This is a genomic window from Streptomyces sp. NPDC059477 (assembly GCF_042749375.1).
GTDB lineage: Bacteria > Actinomycetota > Actinomycetes > Streptomycetales > Streptomycetaceae > Streptomyces.
On sequence record NZ_JBHYUG010000101.1, the window covers coordinates 722 to 16,877 of the forward strand.

Genomic DNA, 16,156 nt, shown 5'->3' on the forward strand with positions numbered 1-16,156 from the left:
CTCTTCGGCGGGTCCCCCTGTGTATAAAAAAATGTGTGGGGGGCCCCCCGCCCGCCAACAAAACTTAATATTTTGCGGGGGTTTGTGCGCCACCCCCCCCCGCCGTTTTGGGGAAAGCGATGGGGAGACGCAATGGACGCCGCACAGCAGGAAGCCACCGCAAGAGCGCGGGAACTGCAGCGGAACTGGTACGGAGAGCCGCTGGGGGCACTCTTCCGTAAGCTCATCGACGACCTGGGGCTCAACCAGGCTCGTCTCGCGGGGGTCCTGGGACTGTCCGCACCGATGCTGTCCCAGCTGATGAGCGGTCAGCGGGCGAAGATCGGCAATCCGGCCGTGGTCCAGCGGGTGCAGCTGCTTCAGGAGCTGGCCGGCCAGGTCGCGGACGGCAGCGTGAGCGCGGCCGAGGCCACCGAGCGCATGGACGAGATCAAGAAATCCCAAGGGGGCTCAGTGCTCAGCAACACCACACAGACGACGAGTAGTTCAGGTGCTCCGACGGTCAAGCGTGTGGTGCGTGAGATCCAGTCCCTGCTGCGGTCGGTGGCCGCCGCCGGTGACATCATCGACGCCGCGGACACCCTGGCACCCAGCCACCCGGAACTCGCCGAGTTCCTCCGTGTCTACGGCGCCGGCCGCACCTCGGACGCGGTCGCCCACTACCAGTCCCACCAGAACTGACCGGTCCTCCGGTCGCCGAACGGGGGTACGGCGACCGGAACGGCCGGGTGGGGGGCTTGCAGGTGCGGGGGTGGGGGGCTCGGGGAGCCCGGTGAATTCTCCAAGGGCGCCGAGTGGGTTCTCGGGGGTGTTGGGCGGGTTCCCTGGGGGATGCCGGGTTGGTTCTCGGGGGTGCCGGGTGACTCCTCGGTGATGCCAGGTGGGGTCCCTGGGATGTCGGGCGGGTTCTCAGGGGACGCCTGGTGCGGTTCTTGGTATGGGGGAGGGGAACTGCCGGGAGGATTACCGAGGTTGCCTTGCCGGGGACGATTCCTGGGGTTGTTGGGCGAGATCTCTGGGGGGCCAGGTACCGGGTGCCGGGTGCCAGGTCCCGGGTGCAAGGTCCCGGGGAGGATTCCTGGGGTCGCCCCAAGGTCGCCCCGGGTCGCCGGATAGGGGGCCGGAGTCCGTCGGGGATGGTTTCCCGGGTGGTCGGGGAACCGGGTGGTTGGGGAAGGGTTCCCGGGGCTGTTGTGGAGAAGTCCCCAGGTGGTCAGGGATAAGTCCCCGGGTGGTCGGGGCGGGGCTCGCGGGGGCGTCGGGGACGGCGAACCCCGGATCGTAGGACGGAAAGCTTGGGGCTGAGACGTGGGACCGGAACACGGGCTCGATCGCGGGCCGAAACGTGGGGAACTGAAGGGGTCATGGCGCTCCTGACGGGGGAAGCAGAGGGGAACGAGAAGGGCCGCCCGAGGGGAGGAGCAGCGCACAGCCATGGGTGAGGTCTTCGCCGCACGGTACGAACTGGTCGACCCGATCGGGCGCGGAGGGGTCGGCGCCGTCTGGCGCGCGTGGGACCACCGCCGTCGCCGCTACGTGGCCGCCAAGGTGCTCCAGCAGAGCGACGCCCACTCCCTGCTGCGCTTCGTGCGCGAACAGGCTCTGCGGATCGACCATCCCCATGTGCTCGCGCCCGCCAGCTGGGCCGCCGACGACGACAAGGTCCTGTTCACCATGGACCTGGTGGCCGGCGGTTCACTGGTCCATCTCATCGGGGACTACGGGCCCCTACCACCCGCGTTCGTCTGCACCCTGCTCGACCAACTGCTGTCCGGACTCGCCGCCGTGCACGCCGAGGGAGTGGTGCACCGCGACATCAAGCCCGCCAACATCCTGCTGGAGGCCACCGGCACCGCCCGCCCCCGACTGCGGCTGTCGGACTTCGGCATCGCCATGCGCTTCGGCGAGCCCCGTCTCACCGAGACCAACCTCGTGGTGGGCACGCCCGGCTATCTCGCCCCCGAGCAGATGATGGGCGCGGAACCCGACTTCCCGGCCGACCTGTTCGCCGTAGGACTCGTCGCGCTGTATCTCCTGGAGGGAGCCAAGCCGGACGCCAAGGCGCTCATCCAGTATTTCGCCGCGCATGGCACCCCCGGCGCGCCCCAGGGGATTCCCGAGCCCCTCTGGCAGGTCGTCGCCACGCTGCTCCAGCCGGACCCCGCGTCCCGTTTCCGGACCGCCACGGGGGCACGCAAGGCGCTGGCCGCGGCGGCGGAGCTGCTGCCCGAACCCGGGCCGGACGACGAGCAGGTCGAGATCTTCGACCAACTCGGTCCCCTCCCCGGCGGGTTCGCACCGGAAGGACCGCTGAAGCCGGCGTCGGGGGTTGACCCCGGGACGGGCACAGGCACAGGCACCGGCACCGGCACGGGCACTCGGACTGGCGCTGGGACGGGTATGGGGGCAGGGACAGGGGCCTCCGGGATGTGGCCCGGCACCGGGTCCCTGTCTCTCGATCCGCGGGCGGGTGGATCGGGCGCCGGAGCCAGAATGGGAGCCGGAGCCGGAGCCGGTTCGGGGGCCGGAGCCAGTGGTGGTCCAGGACTCGGCACCGGTATGGGAACCGGCACTGACACTGACACGGGCTCCAGCGGCTTTGACCCCCGTCGGCCCACCGCCTCTCACCCTTCCTCCGCCTCTCACCCGTCTGACCGGCATCCCTCCGCCCCACACCCCTCCATCGCGCCGCCGGTCAGCATGTCGGACACCGGGAGCTTCCACCTTCCGCCGCCGCAATCCACCACATCCGAACTCCGGGCCCAGCCCCCCGGGCAGCCGCAGCCTCAACCTCCGGCGCAGTCCCAGCCCCCGGCTCCCCCACGCATCCCGCCCCAGCCACCCCACCAACCCCAACACCAGCCACAACCGCACCCCCAGCAGGCTCCCCCGCATCACCCCCACGAATCCACTCACGTCCTGACCCCCCGCCCGCGTATCGAAGCTTCTACTACTTCGTACACCGCTCAGGACCCGCAGGTTCCCACTCCCGCACAGGCAATTCCGCGACACCGTGCCGACCGGCGCCGCAAGAGCCGCACCGGCCCGCCCGCGAAGGTCGCGATCCCCGTGCTGCTGCTGGCCATGGCCTGCTACGCCGTGGGGTTCTGGGCGCTGACCCACATCTGAATCCGCCCCCGTCCCGCCCACACGACCCCGTCCCACCCCGCACGGCCCCGTACGACCCCGCACGGACGATGCATCAGACCGCCGTCCGCCGCCCCGTCCCCCTGCGCCGTGCCGTCACCGTCCACAGGGCCAGCCACGCCAGCAGCGCGCTCCCCGCGCCGATTCCGCCCACGGCCAGGGCGGTCATCGCCCCGCCACCGCCCGTCGTACCGCCGGAGCCGCTGGGCCCGCCGTCCCCCGTCGACCCTCCCGTGCCACCACCCTGGCCTCCGGCCGCTCCCTCGGCCGTGAAGACCCCTGCCGGCGTCGGCTCTCCCTCGTACCCCGGTCCGGACTGTGCGGCCCCCTCGATACCCACCCGCAGCGTCAGCCCGAACGGCCCTCCCCCGAGCCGATCGGTCACTTGTTCGGATAGATGGACGACCAGGTAATACGAGCCCGCGAACCGCATGCCGTTGACCCGTCCCGCGATGGCATGGCGGTTGGCGTACTCGACCGGCGGCAGTGGTTGCAGCGTGGCCGCCGCCTGTCGGCCGCTGTAGCCGGCGCTCGCGTCCTCGACCGGGGCACGCACCGGGTTGTGCAGGGTCAGATCCAGCGCACCGGACGTATAGGCGCCCTGCTCGCCCGAACCGCTCAGCTCTGCGGTCGCCGACAGTTGCGTACCCCAGTCGACCGGGATCTCGTAGAAGAGGGTCTGCGCGGGTGCGATCGCGTCCTCCCAGACGCCCTCGCCGAGCGGGGTCGCCGAGGCGAAGCCCGCGCCGCCCGCGCGACGGACCGGATCGCCGGTCACCGCTTTCGGCGGCGCGGAGTTCCAACTCTCCGGCGCCTGCGTCCCGCCGGACTCGGTCAGCCCCGGCTCGGACACCACGGCCAGTTCCAGGTCCCAGGTGTCGGGCGCGGAGGACGTCGAGGAAACCCGCTCCACGACGGCGTAGTAGGTGCCCTCGCCCTCGCAGCGATTGCTCCCCGGTCCGGCCTCGCGGGCGCCCCACGCCACGATCGGGTGCGGGCTGCGGGCCGCGCCGATGGTCTCCGTGTCGTACGAGCACGAGTCGCCGTCGGTGTCCTCCACGGTGACCCGGATCCCGTCCGCCGTGACGACCTGGGTGTCATCGGGCGGTACGGCGGTGGCGGAGACGTAGGTGGTGGAGGTCGCGTCGAGTTCGAGGCGAAAGTAGATCTTGCCTTCGGGCGGGAGGGTGCTGCGGTACGCGGTGCCGGGTTCCAGGCGCTCCGCGTCGATGGTGGACTCGGCCGGTTCCACCGCTCGAACCTCCTCGGCGAAGGCGTACCCGCCCTCGGAGGGCACGGAACTGCCGGCGGAGTACGCCGGATGGGGAACCAGGAGCGTCCACGTCGTCCACAGCACCGCCGTCGCGCCCGTCCACGTCGTACGCCGCCGCCCTATCACGCGCCACTCCTCGCCACCAGTCGGCCCTGTACTCCGTACCTGGGCCATCCTGCCGCGCCGCATCGCCCCGCACACGCAAAACCCCGACCGCTTGGGCGGCCGGGGTCTTTCAGGACCGGTCATCGGTGTTTCAGGACCGAACGCCGATCACTCAGAACTGTCAGAACTGGATGTCGATGCTCACGAACCCGTGGGCACGGAGTCAGTCGCCTCCGTCCACAGATCCTGCTCGGCGCGATCCGCCTGGATCTGGCGGTACACGAGGAGCCCGCCGATGGCGGCCAGTACGACCAGGAGAAGCTTCTTCACCGCGCGACCTCGTCTTTCCTTGACGTAGGGGACCTCTGCCGCCCGACTATACACACCGGCCGATATCGGTATGTGACCTGCCGTGGCCCTCAACTCCCGGCTCTGGAGGCCGCGATAGGAGGGGAGACCGACTTTCCGATCGGAGGGTGATCACACCCTTACGGACGGTCACTATGTCTGCACTTCCGCCACTTTCTCCCCCTTTTCAGGGCCTTGCACCCATCCGAGTGGTGTTCATCAGACGATCAACGCGCCGCGAGCGTCGGTCCACCACTTCGCGACCCCCATACACATCATGAGGAAAGTACGCAAATCGCCCAACCTGAAAGTGAGGGGCCATGGCCCGGAACAAGGTCATGACGGTGTGGACCGCCATCGTCACCGCCTTCCTCGCGCTGTGCACGGCGCTGGGACTCATCACCACCACGGCCGCCGCCGCATCGGCGGCCCCGCAGACCGAGGCTGCCCGCAGCAGCGCCGAGACCGTCACCGCACTGCCGGCGATCTCCCACCGGGCCTGGCCCCGGGCAACATCGCTACCCCCCACGATGAAGCAGCGGATCCGCGCGGAGGCCCACGGCAAGTCCCCGAGCTGCCGCCACCGCCCGCTCACGAACACCACGAGCGATGCCGGCGACGCCAGCAACCTTGTGGACCATCACTGCGACGCCGGGGCCCGCTCGTCGGACACCCAGAAAGCCGTCAACGGTACGGACGCGAAGGGCGGCAGGGATGGTGTGGGTGCCACGCGGGTCACAGGAGCCATGAGAGCAGCGCGCGCCACAGGAGTTACGGGGGCGGCGGGAGCTACGGGAACAATGCGGGCCGCGGATGCAACGGGAACCACGCAGGCTGTGGGAGCCACGAAAGCCACGGGTGTGGAGGGGACGACGAAGACCACGAACTACACAGCCGCCGCAGACTCCACGGACGCCGCAGGCGCCCTCCGTACGGCCCCGCTCCAGCGTTGAGCCGCCCCGCCGCTTTCCCCGGTCCGTACCTGCGCCTGTCCCTGTTGTCTGCCTACCAGCCGTGCTTCCCTCGTCGCCGGACCTCATCTCTCCTTCTCACCGCCCGCACTTCTCCCAAGCTCTTCCTCCTTCCCCTTGGCTCTTCCTTCTCCTTGGCTCTTCCTTAATCTTTGCGTCTACCTTTTGGCATCGTCGCCCGTTGGCGATCTTGCGTACATGTGCAGACAGGGCATTCCCAGGTCCGGCCGCGTTTGGCGACCGGGCGTCTTCACTCCGACAGCAGCTCGGCATAGCCCTCGGCGGCCAGCTTCAGCTCCTCGTCGGTGAGTTCCCCGCCGCCGAACAGCATCAGCATCCGCAGATCCATCCAGGTGGCGTGCAGCCGGCTCGTGTCGAGGTGCGGCAGGCCTTCGACGAGCAACACCCGGTCATCGGGCCCGACGGCCTCCGCTCAGCGGCACAGGATCCGTACGGCGTCGGCGTCGTCCCAGTCGTGTAGCACCTGGGCGAGGAGATACAGATCGCCGGTGTTGGTTCGGCGACCGTGGCGTGGGTGTCGCTACCACCGCCGACATCGACCAGGTGGGAACGGCGGGTCCAATCGAAGCTGGTCACCACCTGATCGGCGGCGATCTCCGGGATCATGCTCATGAACCGGTCCCCGGATGCCCCGAGGGCAGGTCACGGGCGAGGGCTGCTCACAGGTCGGTGTCGTAGTGGGCCTGGTGCGCCGAGCCGGAGCCGGTGTCGCGGCGGGCTAGGTCGACGTAGGAGATGGGCAGTCTCCACATGACTGCCAACCTCACCGAGGTCGAGGCGGAAGCGCAGCCCGCCGGGGTGGTCGTCGCGCAGCCGCTCGGCCTCGGCGTTGAGGCCGTACCCCTTGGGGGGAGAGGAGGGTGAAGACATCTCGACGGCTCAGATACTCCAGGATCGCCGTGAGCGGCCCGGGCAGGTGCCGGACACCTCGGCCAGATCGTCAATCTTGGTGTGACCCGCCGCCTTGTGATCGGCGAGACGGAGAGTGGCGGCGATCCGGACGGCGCAGGGAGTGACGATGTCAATCAGCTCGTCGAGGATGCGGGGGGACGTTCAGAGCAGGGGGACTTTCGGGAAGTCAGGGGGGACTGACGAGGCGGGGGTTGGTGGGCACGCTGAGCGCCTCGCGGATGTTTCACGTGAAACATGCCGTCGTTTCACATGAACCCGAGAGGCCCTTTTGTTTCACGTGAAACAAGGACCCGTCGCCTTCGCCTCATCTGCCGCCCGCCCACCGCCGTCCCCTCCGCCACCATCCCGCCCGCCACGTAGTACCCGCCCCACCGGGTCAGATCGAACGTCGTCGGATGCAGCGCAGCAGCGTGGGCGGCGCGCCACACGCGTTGCAGGGGTGCACTGGCGCACACCTCGCCCGAACCGACCTTCCAGAAAAGGGTGTTGACGACATCCCGGCAACGCCCGCCCACTCAGGCGATGTCCCGGCGGATCCGGGCCCGCTCCTCACGGGTGCCGCCGGCAAGGACGACCGGGCGAGCAGGGCTAGGTAGGCCAGCAGCAGGGCTTCCGCCCGTCGACGGTCCCGGTTAGCTCGGGTATGTCCACGACGTGCTATGCCAGCGGGTCCCGGCGTACAGATCGAGGGCGGCCGGGCGGTGCCGAGGGGTACGCCGGACAGAGCGACCGTGCCGATCGCGGTGAACGCCATCCGGAAGACCGCACCAGCCGGACGGGGCCGGACCGCGGTCAGCGGATCCAGTTCGCTCTGCGACAGCACCTGGCGCTCGGGAACGTACGCCTCCTCGATCACGAAGGAGCGCCTGCTGGCGCCACGCAGACCGAAGGTGTGCCAGCCGTCCAGGACCGTAACGTCCTCTACGGGGATCAGGACGACATGGGGTTCGGCCGCCCAGCCGGGCTCGGTGGACTCGATGTCGAGGCCAGCCAGGATCCAGCGGGCGTGGTCGATGCCGCTAGAGAACCGCCCAGGCAACTGACGCAGCCGGTAGCCGCCGGACACCCGCTCGGCGGCCGGTTCACTCACCCACAAGTCAAGGGCGATCCGGTGGCCGGGCTCGCACAGCGCTTCCTTCCAGGCGGCCTCGCCCATCTGGGCCACGGCCCGAGTGTTGCCGCCCATTACGGCCCGCAGCCAGCCGGTGGAGGCGCAGCCCCCGGACAGCTCGGCCGTGGTGCGCAAGGCCGTCTCGAAGTCCAGGCCCGAGCCGCCCAGTTCGACCGGGGTGAGGACATGGAAGGGGCCCGCCTCTTGGTCGACATGCCCAAAGTCAGCAAGGACAAGGGCAAGGCGTGGAACGCACGGGAGGCGATCACGTTCCTCCGCTCGCCCCGCGCTCACCCCTCTACACGGCCTGCGTCCTGGTCCTCAAGGACCTCAAGACCGAGTCGTCACAGGCGGTGCTCCCGCTGCCCAAGTTCTGCGCTCGCGCCTTGGAGGAGCGCCGGGAGCTTCAAGAACTGGAACGGAAGATCACCGGTACCCACTGGTCACAGAAGCCGGACCATGACCTGATCTTCTCTTCGGAGCACGGCGGCCTGATCGACCCGACGGGCTTCTCCCGTACCTTCGACCGCTTGGTCAAGCGGGCCGGCGTCCGCCGCATCACGGTCCGCCTTGCCCGGCACACCTGCGGCACCCTGCTGGCCTTCCTGAAGGTGCACCCCAAGGTGGCGCGAGCGATCCTCCGCCACAGCCAGATCAGCATGACCATGGACGTGTACACACACATGGTGGGCGACAGCGAGCGGGAAGCCGTCGGGATGCTGGCCGAACTCCTGGAGGACCGCTGATCGGCTGACCCTCTTGCCGGGGTAGTCCTGGGATAGCTCTGGGATAACCCAGTGGTAGCCCACGCCGTTGATGTCAGCCATGGATGCCAAAAACCCCCGGACCAGGAGATCCGGGGGCTTCTTGGCTGGTGGGGCTAACAGGATTTGAACCTGTGGCCTCATCCTTATCAGGATTCAGGCCAAAATCCCTGATCTCCCCAGGTCAGCAAACGTGCAGCTCAACACCCCAACTACATGCGTCTACACGGTCCGTACCCGTGGAAGCCCTCTCGGACGTACAGCGGCTCCGGGAGGATTCCGGGAGGATTCCGGGATGGTTCACGCGGCCGTGACCACCTGTAGCCGCCGCCCCGGCCGCCTCACCACACCCGGTTTGCCTTCCTCCAGCGCCGCCAGCACCTGGCCCGCGTAGTCCGCCGCCGCGTGCGTGTACAGCCACGTCACCTCACCCGCACGCTCATGCCCGAGGATCTCCTGAGCGATCACCTCGGGTACACCACGGTCATGCAGCCGCGACGCGAAAGCGTGCCTGGTGTCGTGGAAGTCAGGCCACCAGTCCGTACGCTTGACCTCGACGGCACGGGTGCGGCCCGTGTTCTCGTCCCGCTGCTGAACGGTGACGGTCCGGACCTTCTTGCGCACTACCCCCGCTGCGGTGATCGCTGCGATCCAGAGCCGCCGGAACGCGGACCGCCGGAGCGGTGCCCGGTACGGTTCACCGACACCGCCATTCTTCTTGCTACCCCGGCGGACCCTGTTGCGGCCGTGGAATACCAGCTCGTCCTCGCACAGCCCGTCGCCCGGCTCGGACACGGCCCGGCTCGCGCCCGGCTCATCCGCCCACAGCTCTCGCAACACCCGCACGGCGAGGCCGGTCATCGGGACTGTCCGCAGCCCGGCATCGGTCTTGGGGTACTCCTTCCGCTTGATCTTCCCCCGCGGCTCGATCAGCACCTCACGCACATGGATACGGCGCCGCTCGAAGTCCACGTTCGACCAACGCAGACCGGCCAGCTCCTGGAACCGGAGACCCGTCTCCTGCGCGAGCACCAGCAGGTTGTGGAAGTACTCGGGAAGTTGATGCCGGATGAGCCAGAGCTGGGCGTAGCTCGGGGGCCTCCGGTCCTCGGGGTGCTTCCCCCTGATCGTCGGCAGCTTGACGCCCTCAGCCGGATTGAAGGGGAGGCGCCGGTCCAGCTTCGCGGCCGTCAGCATCCGGTCCAGGACCTGGAAGCACTTCACGACCGAGGAGGCCGCCAAGGGGCCGCCGTTCTCGTCATGGAGAGAGTTGACCCAGAGCTGCGTCTCGCGCCACTGCATCTCGAACAGCCTCACGCTGCCGAAGGCGGGGGCGATGTGGTTGCGCCACATCCCCTCGTCGCGCAGCTGTGCCTGGGTCCAGTGCTCGATCCGCATCTCGTCCTTGGTCTGGGTCGGCCACCACAGCCGCCACCAGGCGCCGAGAGTGATCTCGCCGCGGGCCGGGTCAATCCAGGTCCGCTGCCGCACCTCGGTGCGGGTCTTCTCCAGGAAGGCAACGGCTTCGTCGTACGTAGGTCGGCTCTTGCCGCGCTCTTTGCCGGACGGGTCGTTGTAGCGTGCTTCCCAGGATCCGGTGTGTTCATCGCTCGGGGGCCGGTTGCCGGGGTGCCGCTTCAGGCAGACGAGGCAGCCGCAGCGTGCGGACGGCACCGGGCGGGGGTTGTTGGTGGCCCTGGGCAGGGCCGTCTTGCGCACCATCGTGCGTTCTCCTGATCAGAGTGCGCCGGCTACGGCTGGTGTGGTGCAGAGCTTGGGTAGCTCGATGGGTCCGCCGCAGAAGCAGGTAAGGCCGGCGCCGGGGTGGTGGGGTGCGCCGAGGTCGATCGTGAGGATCGCGTGCAGCTCTCTGATCAGGTCGGCCGGGTGGGTGCCCCTGGATACGAGGATTTCGACCTCGTCTGGGTCCCAAATGGCGATCTTCGGGAGTGGATCGTCCACGGTGGTGATGCGGATGCACACAGGTGTCCCCCAGGGATGCGCGGTGGCATGTGGTCCGTTGCGGGAGGACAGCGGGTGACTGATCGTACCTGTGTGTAAAACGTGGCGGGAGTGTGATTGGCATATTCGAGCGGTATGTTTTCGCTCAAAATGCGACGGGCAAAATCCCCCTTTCCGGGCAAACTAACCGACCGCTACGAGGCATGTGCAATTGCGGTCATAGCCTCCGCATACTTGACCACGGCGCGCTGTTGCTCGTCTGGAAGCTGCCGGTAGAGCCGCAGCAAGCGCGCCTCTCGCTCCTGGTCGGCGCGGCCGGGAATGGGCCGGCCGACGGCTGTGAACATTTCGGCGGGCGTCACCGTCACGCCCCATCCACGGAACGCGGCGACCAGTGCGCGGATCGTGTCCGCCTCGATGCGGGAGGTTCCGCGGGTGCGGTTCATCCACGCGTTGAGGGTCGGATAGGAGATCCGGGCGGCGGTCGCCAGATCCTTCTGCGTCTTGCCGGGCGCCCCCCCTAGGAGGCGCTGGAGTAGTGCCGCCAGGTCCTCGCCCCGGTGGGGCGGGTCCTCGGCGGGGCCTTGCTCGCCGGGGTGGTTCTGGTGGCTGGTCACAGAAGGAGGATCACGCATCTGCATCTACATGCGCAAGTAGATCGGATGCGTGATGACCTGCTCTTGACGCACCCCGGCGTGTCTACGTGACCCCTGTGCGCCCCTGTGCGCCGTAACGGCACCTCGGCGTTCATCGCCCTTGACGCAATATGCGTCTACACGTAGATTGTAGATATCGCTGGTCAGACGGACCCGCGAAGCACGATTCGGCCATGCGCCGGAGGTTTCACCATGCGACGACTGGATGAAGGTGCCCCCCTGCGGGCCGCCATGAAGGCGGCCGGGCTGAGCACCCAAAGCCTCGCCGCCAGGACGAAGGCGATCGACCCGACAGGCGAAGGTCTGTCGAACGCACTGGTCGGCTTCACCGTGGGCGGCGGAAAGACCGCCCGGGAGGAGTGCAGCGACCGCGCGGCGGAGCTGATCGCGGGCGCGCTCGGTCGACAGGTCACCGACTTCTTCGAAGTACCCGTTTTCACGATCACGGAATCTACATCTACACGAAGAACGCATGCAGGTGAACAGCGAGAGCCGTTGCCGGAGCAGCTGATGGACCAGAAGGGCCTGGCGGTGTTCCTGGGCAAGTCCTCGTCCTGGATCGATCAGCAGATCACGGACTGGGCGCGGGAGCACGACGGCGAGGACTGGCCCGGTCTGCTCTACGCCGGCCGCAGCCGTCGCTTCGACCCGTACGCCGTGCTCGCCCAGATGCGGAAGCAGCGTGCCGCCGCCTGACCCAAAGAAGGGGCCGCCCCGGATGCGACCCGGAACGGCCCCGAAACCACCCGAACCCAGCAAGGAGAAACAGGTGTCACACCAGGCTAACGGCAAGGTCCCCGGGGGAGGCACGGAGCCCGAACTGGTTGCTCGCGCTCGCGCTGGCGACCCCGAGGCGTTCGCCGCCCTCTACACCCAGCACTACACCCAGGTCAGGATCTTCCTCTACAACCGGACGAAGTCCCGGCATCTGGCCGACGATCTCACGCAGGACGTGTTCGTGCGCGCCCTCGCGAAGCTCGACACCTTCCAGCCGCGCGCGTCCGGCGCCGGCTTCGTGGGATGGCTCATGGTCATCGCCCGCAACCTGGTCGCCGACTACTTCAAGTCCAGCCTCGTCCGCCTGGAGGTCCCAGTGGGCGAGATGGTCGACGCCGATGTGCTGGACCGGTCGGCGGAGTCGTCCGTGCTCCGGGCCCTGGACATCGCCGAGGCCCGCGAGACCGTCGCGACCGCGATGCAGTCCCTCAGCGCCCGCCATCGCCGGTGCGTGGAACTGCGGTTCATGGAGGAGTTGCCGCTCGCGGAGACCGCCGCGCGGCTGGGCAAGGGCGTCCCGGCGACCAAGATGATCCAGCTCCGGGCAACGCGCGCTATGCGGGCGGCCATCACCACCTCGGCGGTGGCGGCATGACGAACACCGACACCCTCGGCCCGGTGCTGAGCTTCGCTGCTCAGCTCGCCGTGCAGCACCCCAGCTTGCCCTCCGGCGCCCCTTCGTTCCACACCGCCAACCCGAAGCGGCTCACTCTGTGCCTGGGCGGCCCGGCCGAGGTAGAGGTGTGGCGCGAGGCGCTCCACGTCTCCCCGGACGCTGTGCGCTTCGAGGAGCGCGGAGGCCACTACGCCTTCTTTGTCGGGTTCCACGCTGAGGTGGAGGGCTTCGAGGTGGACGCCTTCGTCTGCTTCAACTCCGCCGATCTCGCCAAGCAGATCGCCGCCGCGCAGGCCCAGGAGCAGGAAGGGGCCGCCGCGTGAACCGCAACCTCCCCCAGGCCATCGCGCTGATCCGCAACGTCGCGGGCTGCTCCGAGACCTACGCGACCACGCTGGCCCACGAGCTGAACAAGGCTGGCCTCCTGACCGACCCGGAGCGGTACGGCGTCGTGCTCCACCGGACGGGCACTGGCGCCTGGTCCCGCGATCCTCAGCCGCCGATGACGGACCTGGAGCGGCAGGCGATCGCCTGGGACCAGTCCTGCGAGCGGGCCCGCAAGGTCGCCGCCTCTCTCCAGGAGCAGCTCGGCGGGCACCCGGAGTACCAGGCCGCCCGCGCGGACGGTGACCGGGTCCTGGTCGGGCTGCACATCACCTCTCAGGCGCAGTGGGCCGCGTGGCGCACCTTCTTCGGGATCACGCACGACGGTGAGAAGCCGCTGCCGTACGCGGTGACCGGGGACGGCTACCGGGACGGTGTCCGGGTGTCGGTCGTGGCGTACGACGTGCCGCAGGTGCGCGCCCGCGCGACCGAGGTTGCCGCCCGCCCGTACCGGCACGAAGGAGTGGTCTACGACCTAGCGCTGCCCCAGCGGGATGCGGGCGGGGATGTGTGGTTCTTCCACGGTGAGACGACTCCGGCCGGTATGCCGCTGCTGGTGCAGGACGGCCGTCCGGAGCACTGCTCGCTGGCGAACGCGGTGATCCAGGCGGGGCCGTTGACGGCCGTCAGGACCACGGCGACGCCCGTCACCCCGCAGGGCGGTGACCCGACATGACGCACGAGAACCCGCAGATGCTGTCGGAGGACGACTCCGCCGACACTCCGTCGCCGGACTTCTACCAGCCCGGCCACACGTACGCCAACACCATCGGCTGGCGCTTCCGCGTCGACACCGTCACGACCCACCCGGAGGACGGCGAGCGTACGGCGCTCGGCTGGCGCTACTGGAACGGCTGGGAGCCGTACGCCTACGGCGAGGACGACTACGAGATCCAGCGCATGCAGGGCATCACCGACGTCTCCGCGCAGTTGCTCCAGTCCCCGCAGACGGCTGCCGAGGCAGACAGGATGCGGGCGCGCATCGCCGAGTTGGAGGCCGCGCAGGGGACGGTGTTCCGGGCGTCGCACGACTCGATCCCGCTCCGCCTCTACACCACAGCCGCCGAGGCCCGGAGGCACTGCGAGACGGTCGTCCGGCGCGAGATCCCCGGTGCGTCCCTCGACTGGATCGAGGACGAAGAGAACGGCGTCGCCGAGCTGGCCGCTGCGTTCGGTGAGGACGACCGGTCGACGGGCTACGTGGTCACCGCGCTGGATGTCGCTGGCTCGTGTGACGAAGGGGACGCCGCCGACATCCTCACGCTCGCCCCCGCGCAGGTCGTCACCGGCGCGTACAACCCGACCACCCGCACGATCAGGCTGGAGCTGACCGCCACCAGGGAGCAGTGGGTCGTCTGGGAGAAGGCGCTAGCCGTTGACCTCGGGCGAACGACCCACCGGGGCAAGGCCGTCACATCGCACGCTGTCTGGCGCGGGCTCCACGTGGCGATCCGCTGCCAGTTCGCCAGCGAGGGCGGTGCCGCCGGATGAGCGCGTACACCACGGCGTACCAGGCACTGACCGCCGGGCGCCCGCTCTCGCCCGCCGAGACCGCCCGGCTCCTCTCCCAGCTCCGCAAAGAGACCGGCGACGAACTCGCCGCCGCCCTGGAGCGGGAGCTGGACGGTCGCTACCGGCGCGGACCGACCGACACCGACGGCTCGTTCAGGCGCAAGCGCCGCGACTTCGGCGCCGCAATGAGCGTCGTGAACCGGCTCCGCGACCTCGCCGCCTCCCCCCTCCCCACTACCCCGCCCCACCAGCGCAACCGGGAGCACACCCCATGACCACCTTCACCTTCGCCCCGGCGAACCGCGAGCAGGCCCGCGCCCGGATCGGGCTCCAGGGCCCGGCTGGCTCCGGCAAGACCAAGACCGCCCTGCGGATCGCCGAGGGCCTCGCCCAGGGCGGACAGATCGGCCTCGCCGACACCGAGCGCGGCTCCGCCCTCAAGTACGCCCCCGTCCCCGGCCGCCCCGAGCTGGGGGGCCACACCTTCGGGCACCTGCCCATGGACAAGCACGACCCCCGCGACCTGATCAAGGTCGTGCGGGCAGCCGAAGAGGCGGGCCTCGCCGTCCTGATCGTGGACTCCTGGAGCCACTTCTGGAACGGCCGGGGTGGCCTGCTGGAGATCGTGGAAGAGGCCGGGGCCTCGAAGGGCGCCGGGGGTACCTTCGGCGGCTGGCGCACCGGCAACCCCATCGAGCAGGAGATGTTGGACGCCCTGCTGAACTTCCGGGGCCATCTCATCGTGACCATGCGGACCAAGGGTGACTACGTCATCGAGGGCAAGAAGGTCACCAAGGTCGGCGTGCGGGCGGTCCAGCGGGAGGGTGCCGAGTACGAGCTGGACGTCGTGATGGACATGGTGGAGGGCACCGCCACTGTCACGAAGACCCGGTACGAGCCGCTGAACGGGCAGGTCATCCACCACCCGGGCGAGGACGTCGCGGAGCTGATCCTGGAGCAGCTCGGGCAGGGTGTAGACCCGGTCCAGGCGATCCTGGATGAGCTGACCGGCGAGGGGCTGACGTACGGGCTGGCGCTGGAGCTGCACGGCCGCGCGAAGGCGCGGAACCTGCTCAGCTCGGGGCAGATGCACCCGGTGTCCGGCGAGCCGACGACGCTGGGGGAGCTGATCCGGGAGTACGGGCAGGCCGTCAAGCCTGCCCCGACGGCCGTCACGAACACGCCCCCGCCCGCCAGTACCGCGCCGGACACCCCGCCCACCGCCGAGCCGGCGCCCGCCGAGCAGCCCGCGCAGGGGCGCGCGACACCCCCGCAGATGCGAATGATGCACGCCCTCTTCACCCGCGTCGGGCTCGGCGCGAAGGAGGACCGGGAGCAGCGGCTCCGGGCCAGCTCGCTCATCATCGGCCGCCAGATCGGGTCCGCGAACGAGCTGACCGCCGCCGAGGCCGCGACGCTGCTGGACACCCTCGGCGCGTTCGGGGAGCGCGGGGAGACGGCCGCCGCCGACTTCGCCGCCATGGTCCAGGGCCTGGAGAACACCGCCAGCGCCGACCGCCAGACCGCCGCCTGATTCACCACTGACCGCGGGCCCGCCCCCCTTCCCCCCTGCGGGGCGGGCCCGCACCCCCTCAGA

At 69.4% G+C, this 16,156-nt stretch carries 19 protein-coding genes and 1 pseudogene; 11 read left to right on the forward strand and 9 right to left on the reverse strand.

The window, feature by feature from the left end:
- The first annotated feature begins 132 nt into the window (after window positions 1–132).
- Window positions 133–681: a helix-turn-helix domain-containing protein gene (locus ACFXAZ_RS33155; RefSeq protein WP_382682687.1), complete on the forward strand. Its 549-nt coding sequence runs from the start codon at window positions 133–135 to the stop codon at window positions 679–681.
- Between the two features lie 753 nt (window positions 682–1,434).
- Window positions 1,435–3,129, forward strand: a complete 1,695-nt coding sequence (locus ACFXAZ_RS33160) for a serine/threonine-protein kinase (protein WP_384598682.1) — start codon at window positions 1,435–1,437, stop codon at window positions 3,127–3,129.
- Between the two features lie 73 nt (window positions 3,130–3,202).
- Here the strand turns inward: ACFXAZ_RS33160 and ACFXAZ_RS33165 are convergent, their stop codons facing one another.
- Together ACFXAZ_RS33165 and ACFXAZ_RS33170 are read right to left on the reverse strand one after the other, a co-directional pair.
- Entirely contained in the window at window positions 3,203–4,546 is a 1,344-nt protein-coding gene (locus ACFXAZ_RS33165) for a hypothetical protein (protein WP_384598684.1), read from the reverse strand.
- A gap of 180 nt (window positions 4,547–4,726) precedes the next feature.
- A complete protein-coding gene (locus ACFXAZ_RS33170) occupies window positions 4,727–4,855 on the reverse strand; it encodes a DLW-39 family protein (protein ID WP_217788237.1) in 129 nt (42 codons plus the stop codon).
- Window positions 4,856–5,193: 338 nt separating this feature from the next.
- Here ACFXAZ_RS33170 and ACFXAZ_RS33175 point away from each other — a divergent pair.
- A pseudogene (locus ACFXAZ_RS33175) lies at window positions 5,194–5,467 on the forward strand (DUF6344 domain-containing protein); the annotation flags it as partial.
- A 627-nt stretch (window positions 5,468–6,094) separates the two neighbouring features.
- Here the strand turns inward: ACFXAZ_RS33175 and ACFXAZ_RS33180 are convergent.
- The 4 genes from ACFXAZ_RS33180 to ACFXAZ_RS33195 all read right to left on the reverse strand — a co-directional run bounded on the left by ACFXAZ_RS33180 (window position 6,095) and on the right by ACFXAZ_RS33195 (window position 7,942).
- Entirely contained in the window at window positions 6,095–6,250 is a 156-nt protein-coding gene (locus ACFXAZ_RS33180; protein ID WP_384598686.1) for a hypothetical protein, read from the reverse strand.
- A gap of 27 nt (window positions 6,251–6,277) precedes the next feature.
- A complete protein-coding gene (locus ACFXAZ_RS33185) occupies window positions 6,278–6,346 on the reverse strand; it encodes a hypothetical protein (RefSeq protein ID WP_384598757.1) in 69 nt (22 codons plus the stop codon).
- A 676-nt stretch (window positions 6,347–7,022) separates the two neighbouring features.
- Window positions 7,023–7,232 carry a hypothetical protein gene (locus ACFXAZ_RS33190; protein WP_384598759.1) on the reverse strand — a complete coding sequence of 70 codons (210 nt, stop codon included), beginning with the start codon at window positions 7,230–7,232 and terminating at the stop codon, window positions 7,023–7,025.
- Window positions 7,154–7,942: a hypothetical protein gene (locus tag ACFXAZ_RS33195; RefSeq protein WP_384598761.1), complete on the reverse strand. Its 789-nt coding sequence runs from the start codon at window positions 7,940–7,942 to the stop codon at window positions 7,154–7,156. Before ACFXAZ_RS33195 ends, ACFXAZ_RS33190 begins: the two co-directional genes overlap by 79 nt.
- A 191-nt stretch (window positions 7,943–8,133) precedes the next feature.
- Here ACFXAZ_RS33195 and ACFXAZ_RS33200 point away from each other — a divergent pair, with 191 nt between their 5' ends.
- On the forward strand, window positions 8,134–8,634 hold the full coding sequence (locus tag ACFXAZ_RS33200; protein WP_384598688.1) for a tyrosine-type recombinase/integrase: 501 nt from the start codon (window positions 8,134–8,136) through the stop codon (window positions 8,632–8,634).
- 318 nt (window positions 8,635–8,952) lie between these two features.
- Here ACFXAZ_RS33200 and ACFXAZ_RS33205 read toward each other — a convergent pair whose 3' ends face one another.
- From ACFXAZ_RS33205 to ACFXAZ_RS33215, 3 genes are all read right to left on the reverse strand, one after another.
- Window positions 8,953–10,374 carry a tyrosine-type recombinase/integrase gene (locus ACFXAZ_RS33205; RefSeq protein WP_384598690.1) on the reverse strand — a complete coding sequence of 474 codons (1,422 nt, stop codon included), beginning with the start codon at window positions 10,372–10,374 and terminating at the stop codon, window positions 8,953–8,955.
- A gap of 15 nt (window positions 10,375–10,389) precedes the next feature.
- Window positions 10,390–10,635 (reverse strand): hypothetical protein, encoded by a 246-nt coding sequence (locus ACFXAZ_RS33210; RefSeq protein WP_384598692.1) that lies wholly within the window; start codon window positions 10,633–10,635, stop codon window positions 10,390–10,392.
- Between the two features lie 173 nt (window positions 10,636–10,808).
- Window positions 10,809–11,231: a helix-turn-helix domain-containing protein gene (locus ACFXAZ_RS33215; RefSeq protein WP_384598694.1), complete on the reverse strand. Its 423-nt coding sequence runs from the start codon at window positions 11,229–11,231 to the stop codon at window positions 10,809–10,811.
- Between the two features lie 231 nt (window positions 11,232–11,462).
- Between ACFXAZ_RS33215 and ACFXAZ_RS33220 the strand changes: the two genes are divergently transcribed.
- From ACFXAZ_RS33220 to ACFXAZ_RS33250, 7 genes are all read left to right on the forward strand, one after another.
- The gene (locus ACFXAZ_RS33220; RefSeq protein WP_384598696.1) at window positions 11,463–11,966 is read left to right on the forward strand and encodes a hypothetical protein; all 504 of its coding nucleotides are present in this window, start codon (window positions 11,463–11,465) and stop codon (window positions 11,964–11,966) included.
- A 73-nt stretch (window positions 11,967–12,039) separates the two neighbouring features.
- Window positions 12,040–12,642 (forward strand): RNA polymerase sigma factor, encoded by a 603-nt coding sequence (locus tag ACFXAZ_RS33225; protein WP_384598698.1) that lies wholly within the window; start codon window positions 12,040–12,042, stop codon window positions 12,640–12,642.
- Window positions 12,639–12,986 carry a hypothetical protein gene (locus ACFXAZ_RS33230; RefSeq protein ID WP_384598700.1) on the forward strand — a complete coding sequence of 116 codons (348 nt, stop codon included), beginning with the start codon at window positions 12,639–12,641 and terminating at the stop codon, window positions 12,984–12,986. The genes ACFXAZ_RS33225 and ACFXAZ_RS33230 overlap by 4 nt, the downstream gene beginning before the upstream one ends.
- Window positions 12,983–13,723 carry a BN159_2729 family protein gene (locus tag ACFXAZ_RS33235; RefSeq protein WP_384598702.1) on the forward strand — a complete coding sequence of 247 codons (741 nt, stop codon included), beginning with the start codon at window positions 12,983–12,985 and terminating at the stop codon, window positions 13,721–13,723. Before ACFXAZ_RS33230 ends, ACFXAZ_RS33235 begins: the two co-directional genes overlap by 4 nt.
- The gene (locus tag ACFXAZ_RS33240; RefSeq protein ID WP_384598704.1) at window positions 13,720–14,538 is read left to right on the forward strand and encodes a hypothetical protein; all 819 of its coding nucleotides are present in this window, start codon (window positions 13,720–13,722) and stop codon (window positions 14,536–14,538) included. The genes ACFXAZ_RS33235 and ACFXAZ_RS33240 overlap by 4 nt, the downstream gene beginning before the upstream one ends.
- Window positions 14,535–14,834 (forward strand): hypothetical protein, encoded by a 300-nt coding sequence (locus tag ACFXAZ_RS33245; protein WP_384598706.1) that lies wholly within the window; start codon window positions 14,535–14,537, stop codon window positions 14,832–14,834. Before ACFXAZ_RS33240 ends, ACFXAZ_RS33245 begins: the two co-directional genes overlap by 4 nt.
- Window positions 14,831–16,093 carry an AAA family ATPase gene (locus ACFXAZ_RS33250; protein WP_384598708.1) on the forward strand — a complete coding sequence of 421 codons (1,263 nt, stop codon included), beginning with the start codon at window positions 14,831–14,833 and terminating at the stop codon, window positions 16,091–16,093. Before ACFXAZ_RS33245 ends, ACFXAZ_RS33250 begins: the two co-directional genes overlap by 4 nt.
- The last annotated feature ends 63 nt before the right edge of the window (window positions 16,094–16,156 follow it).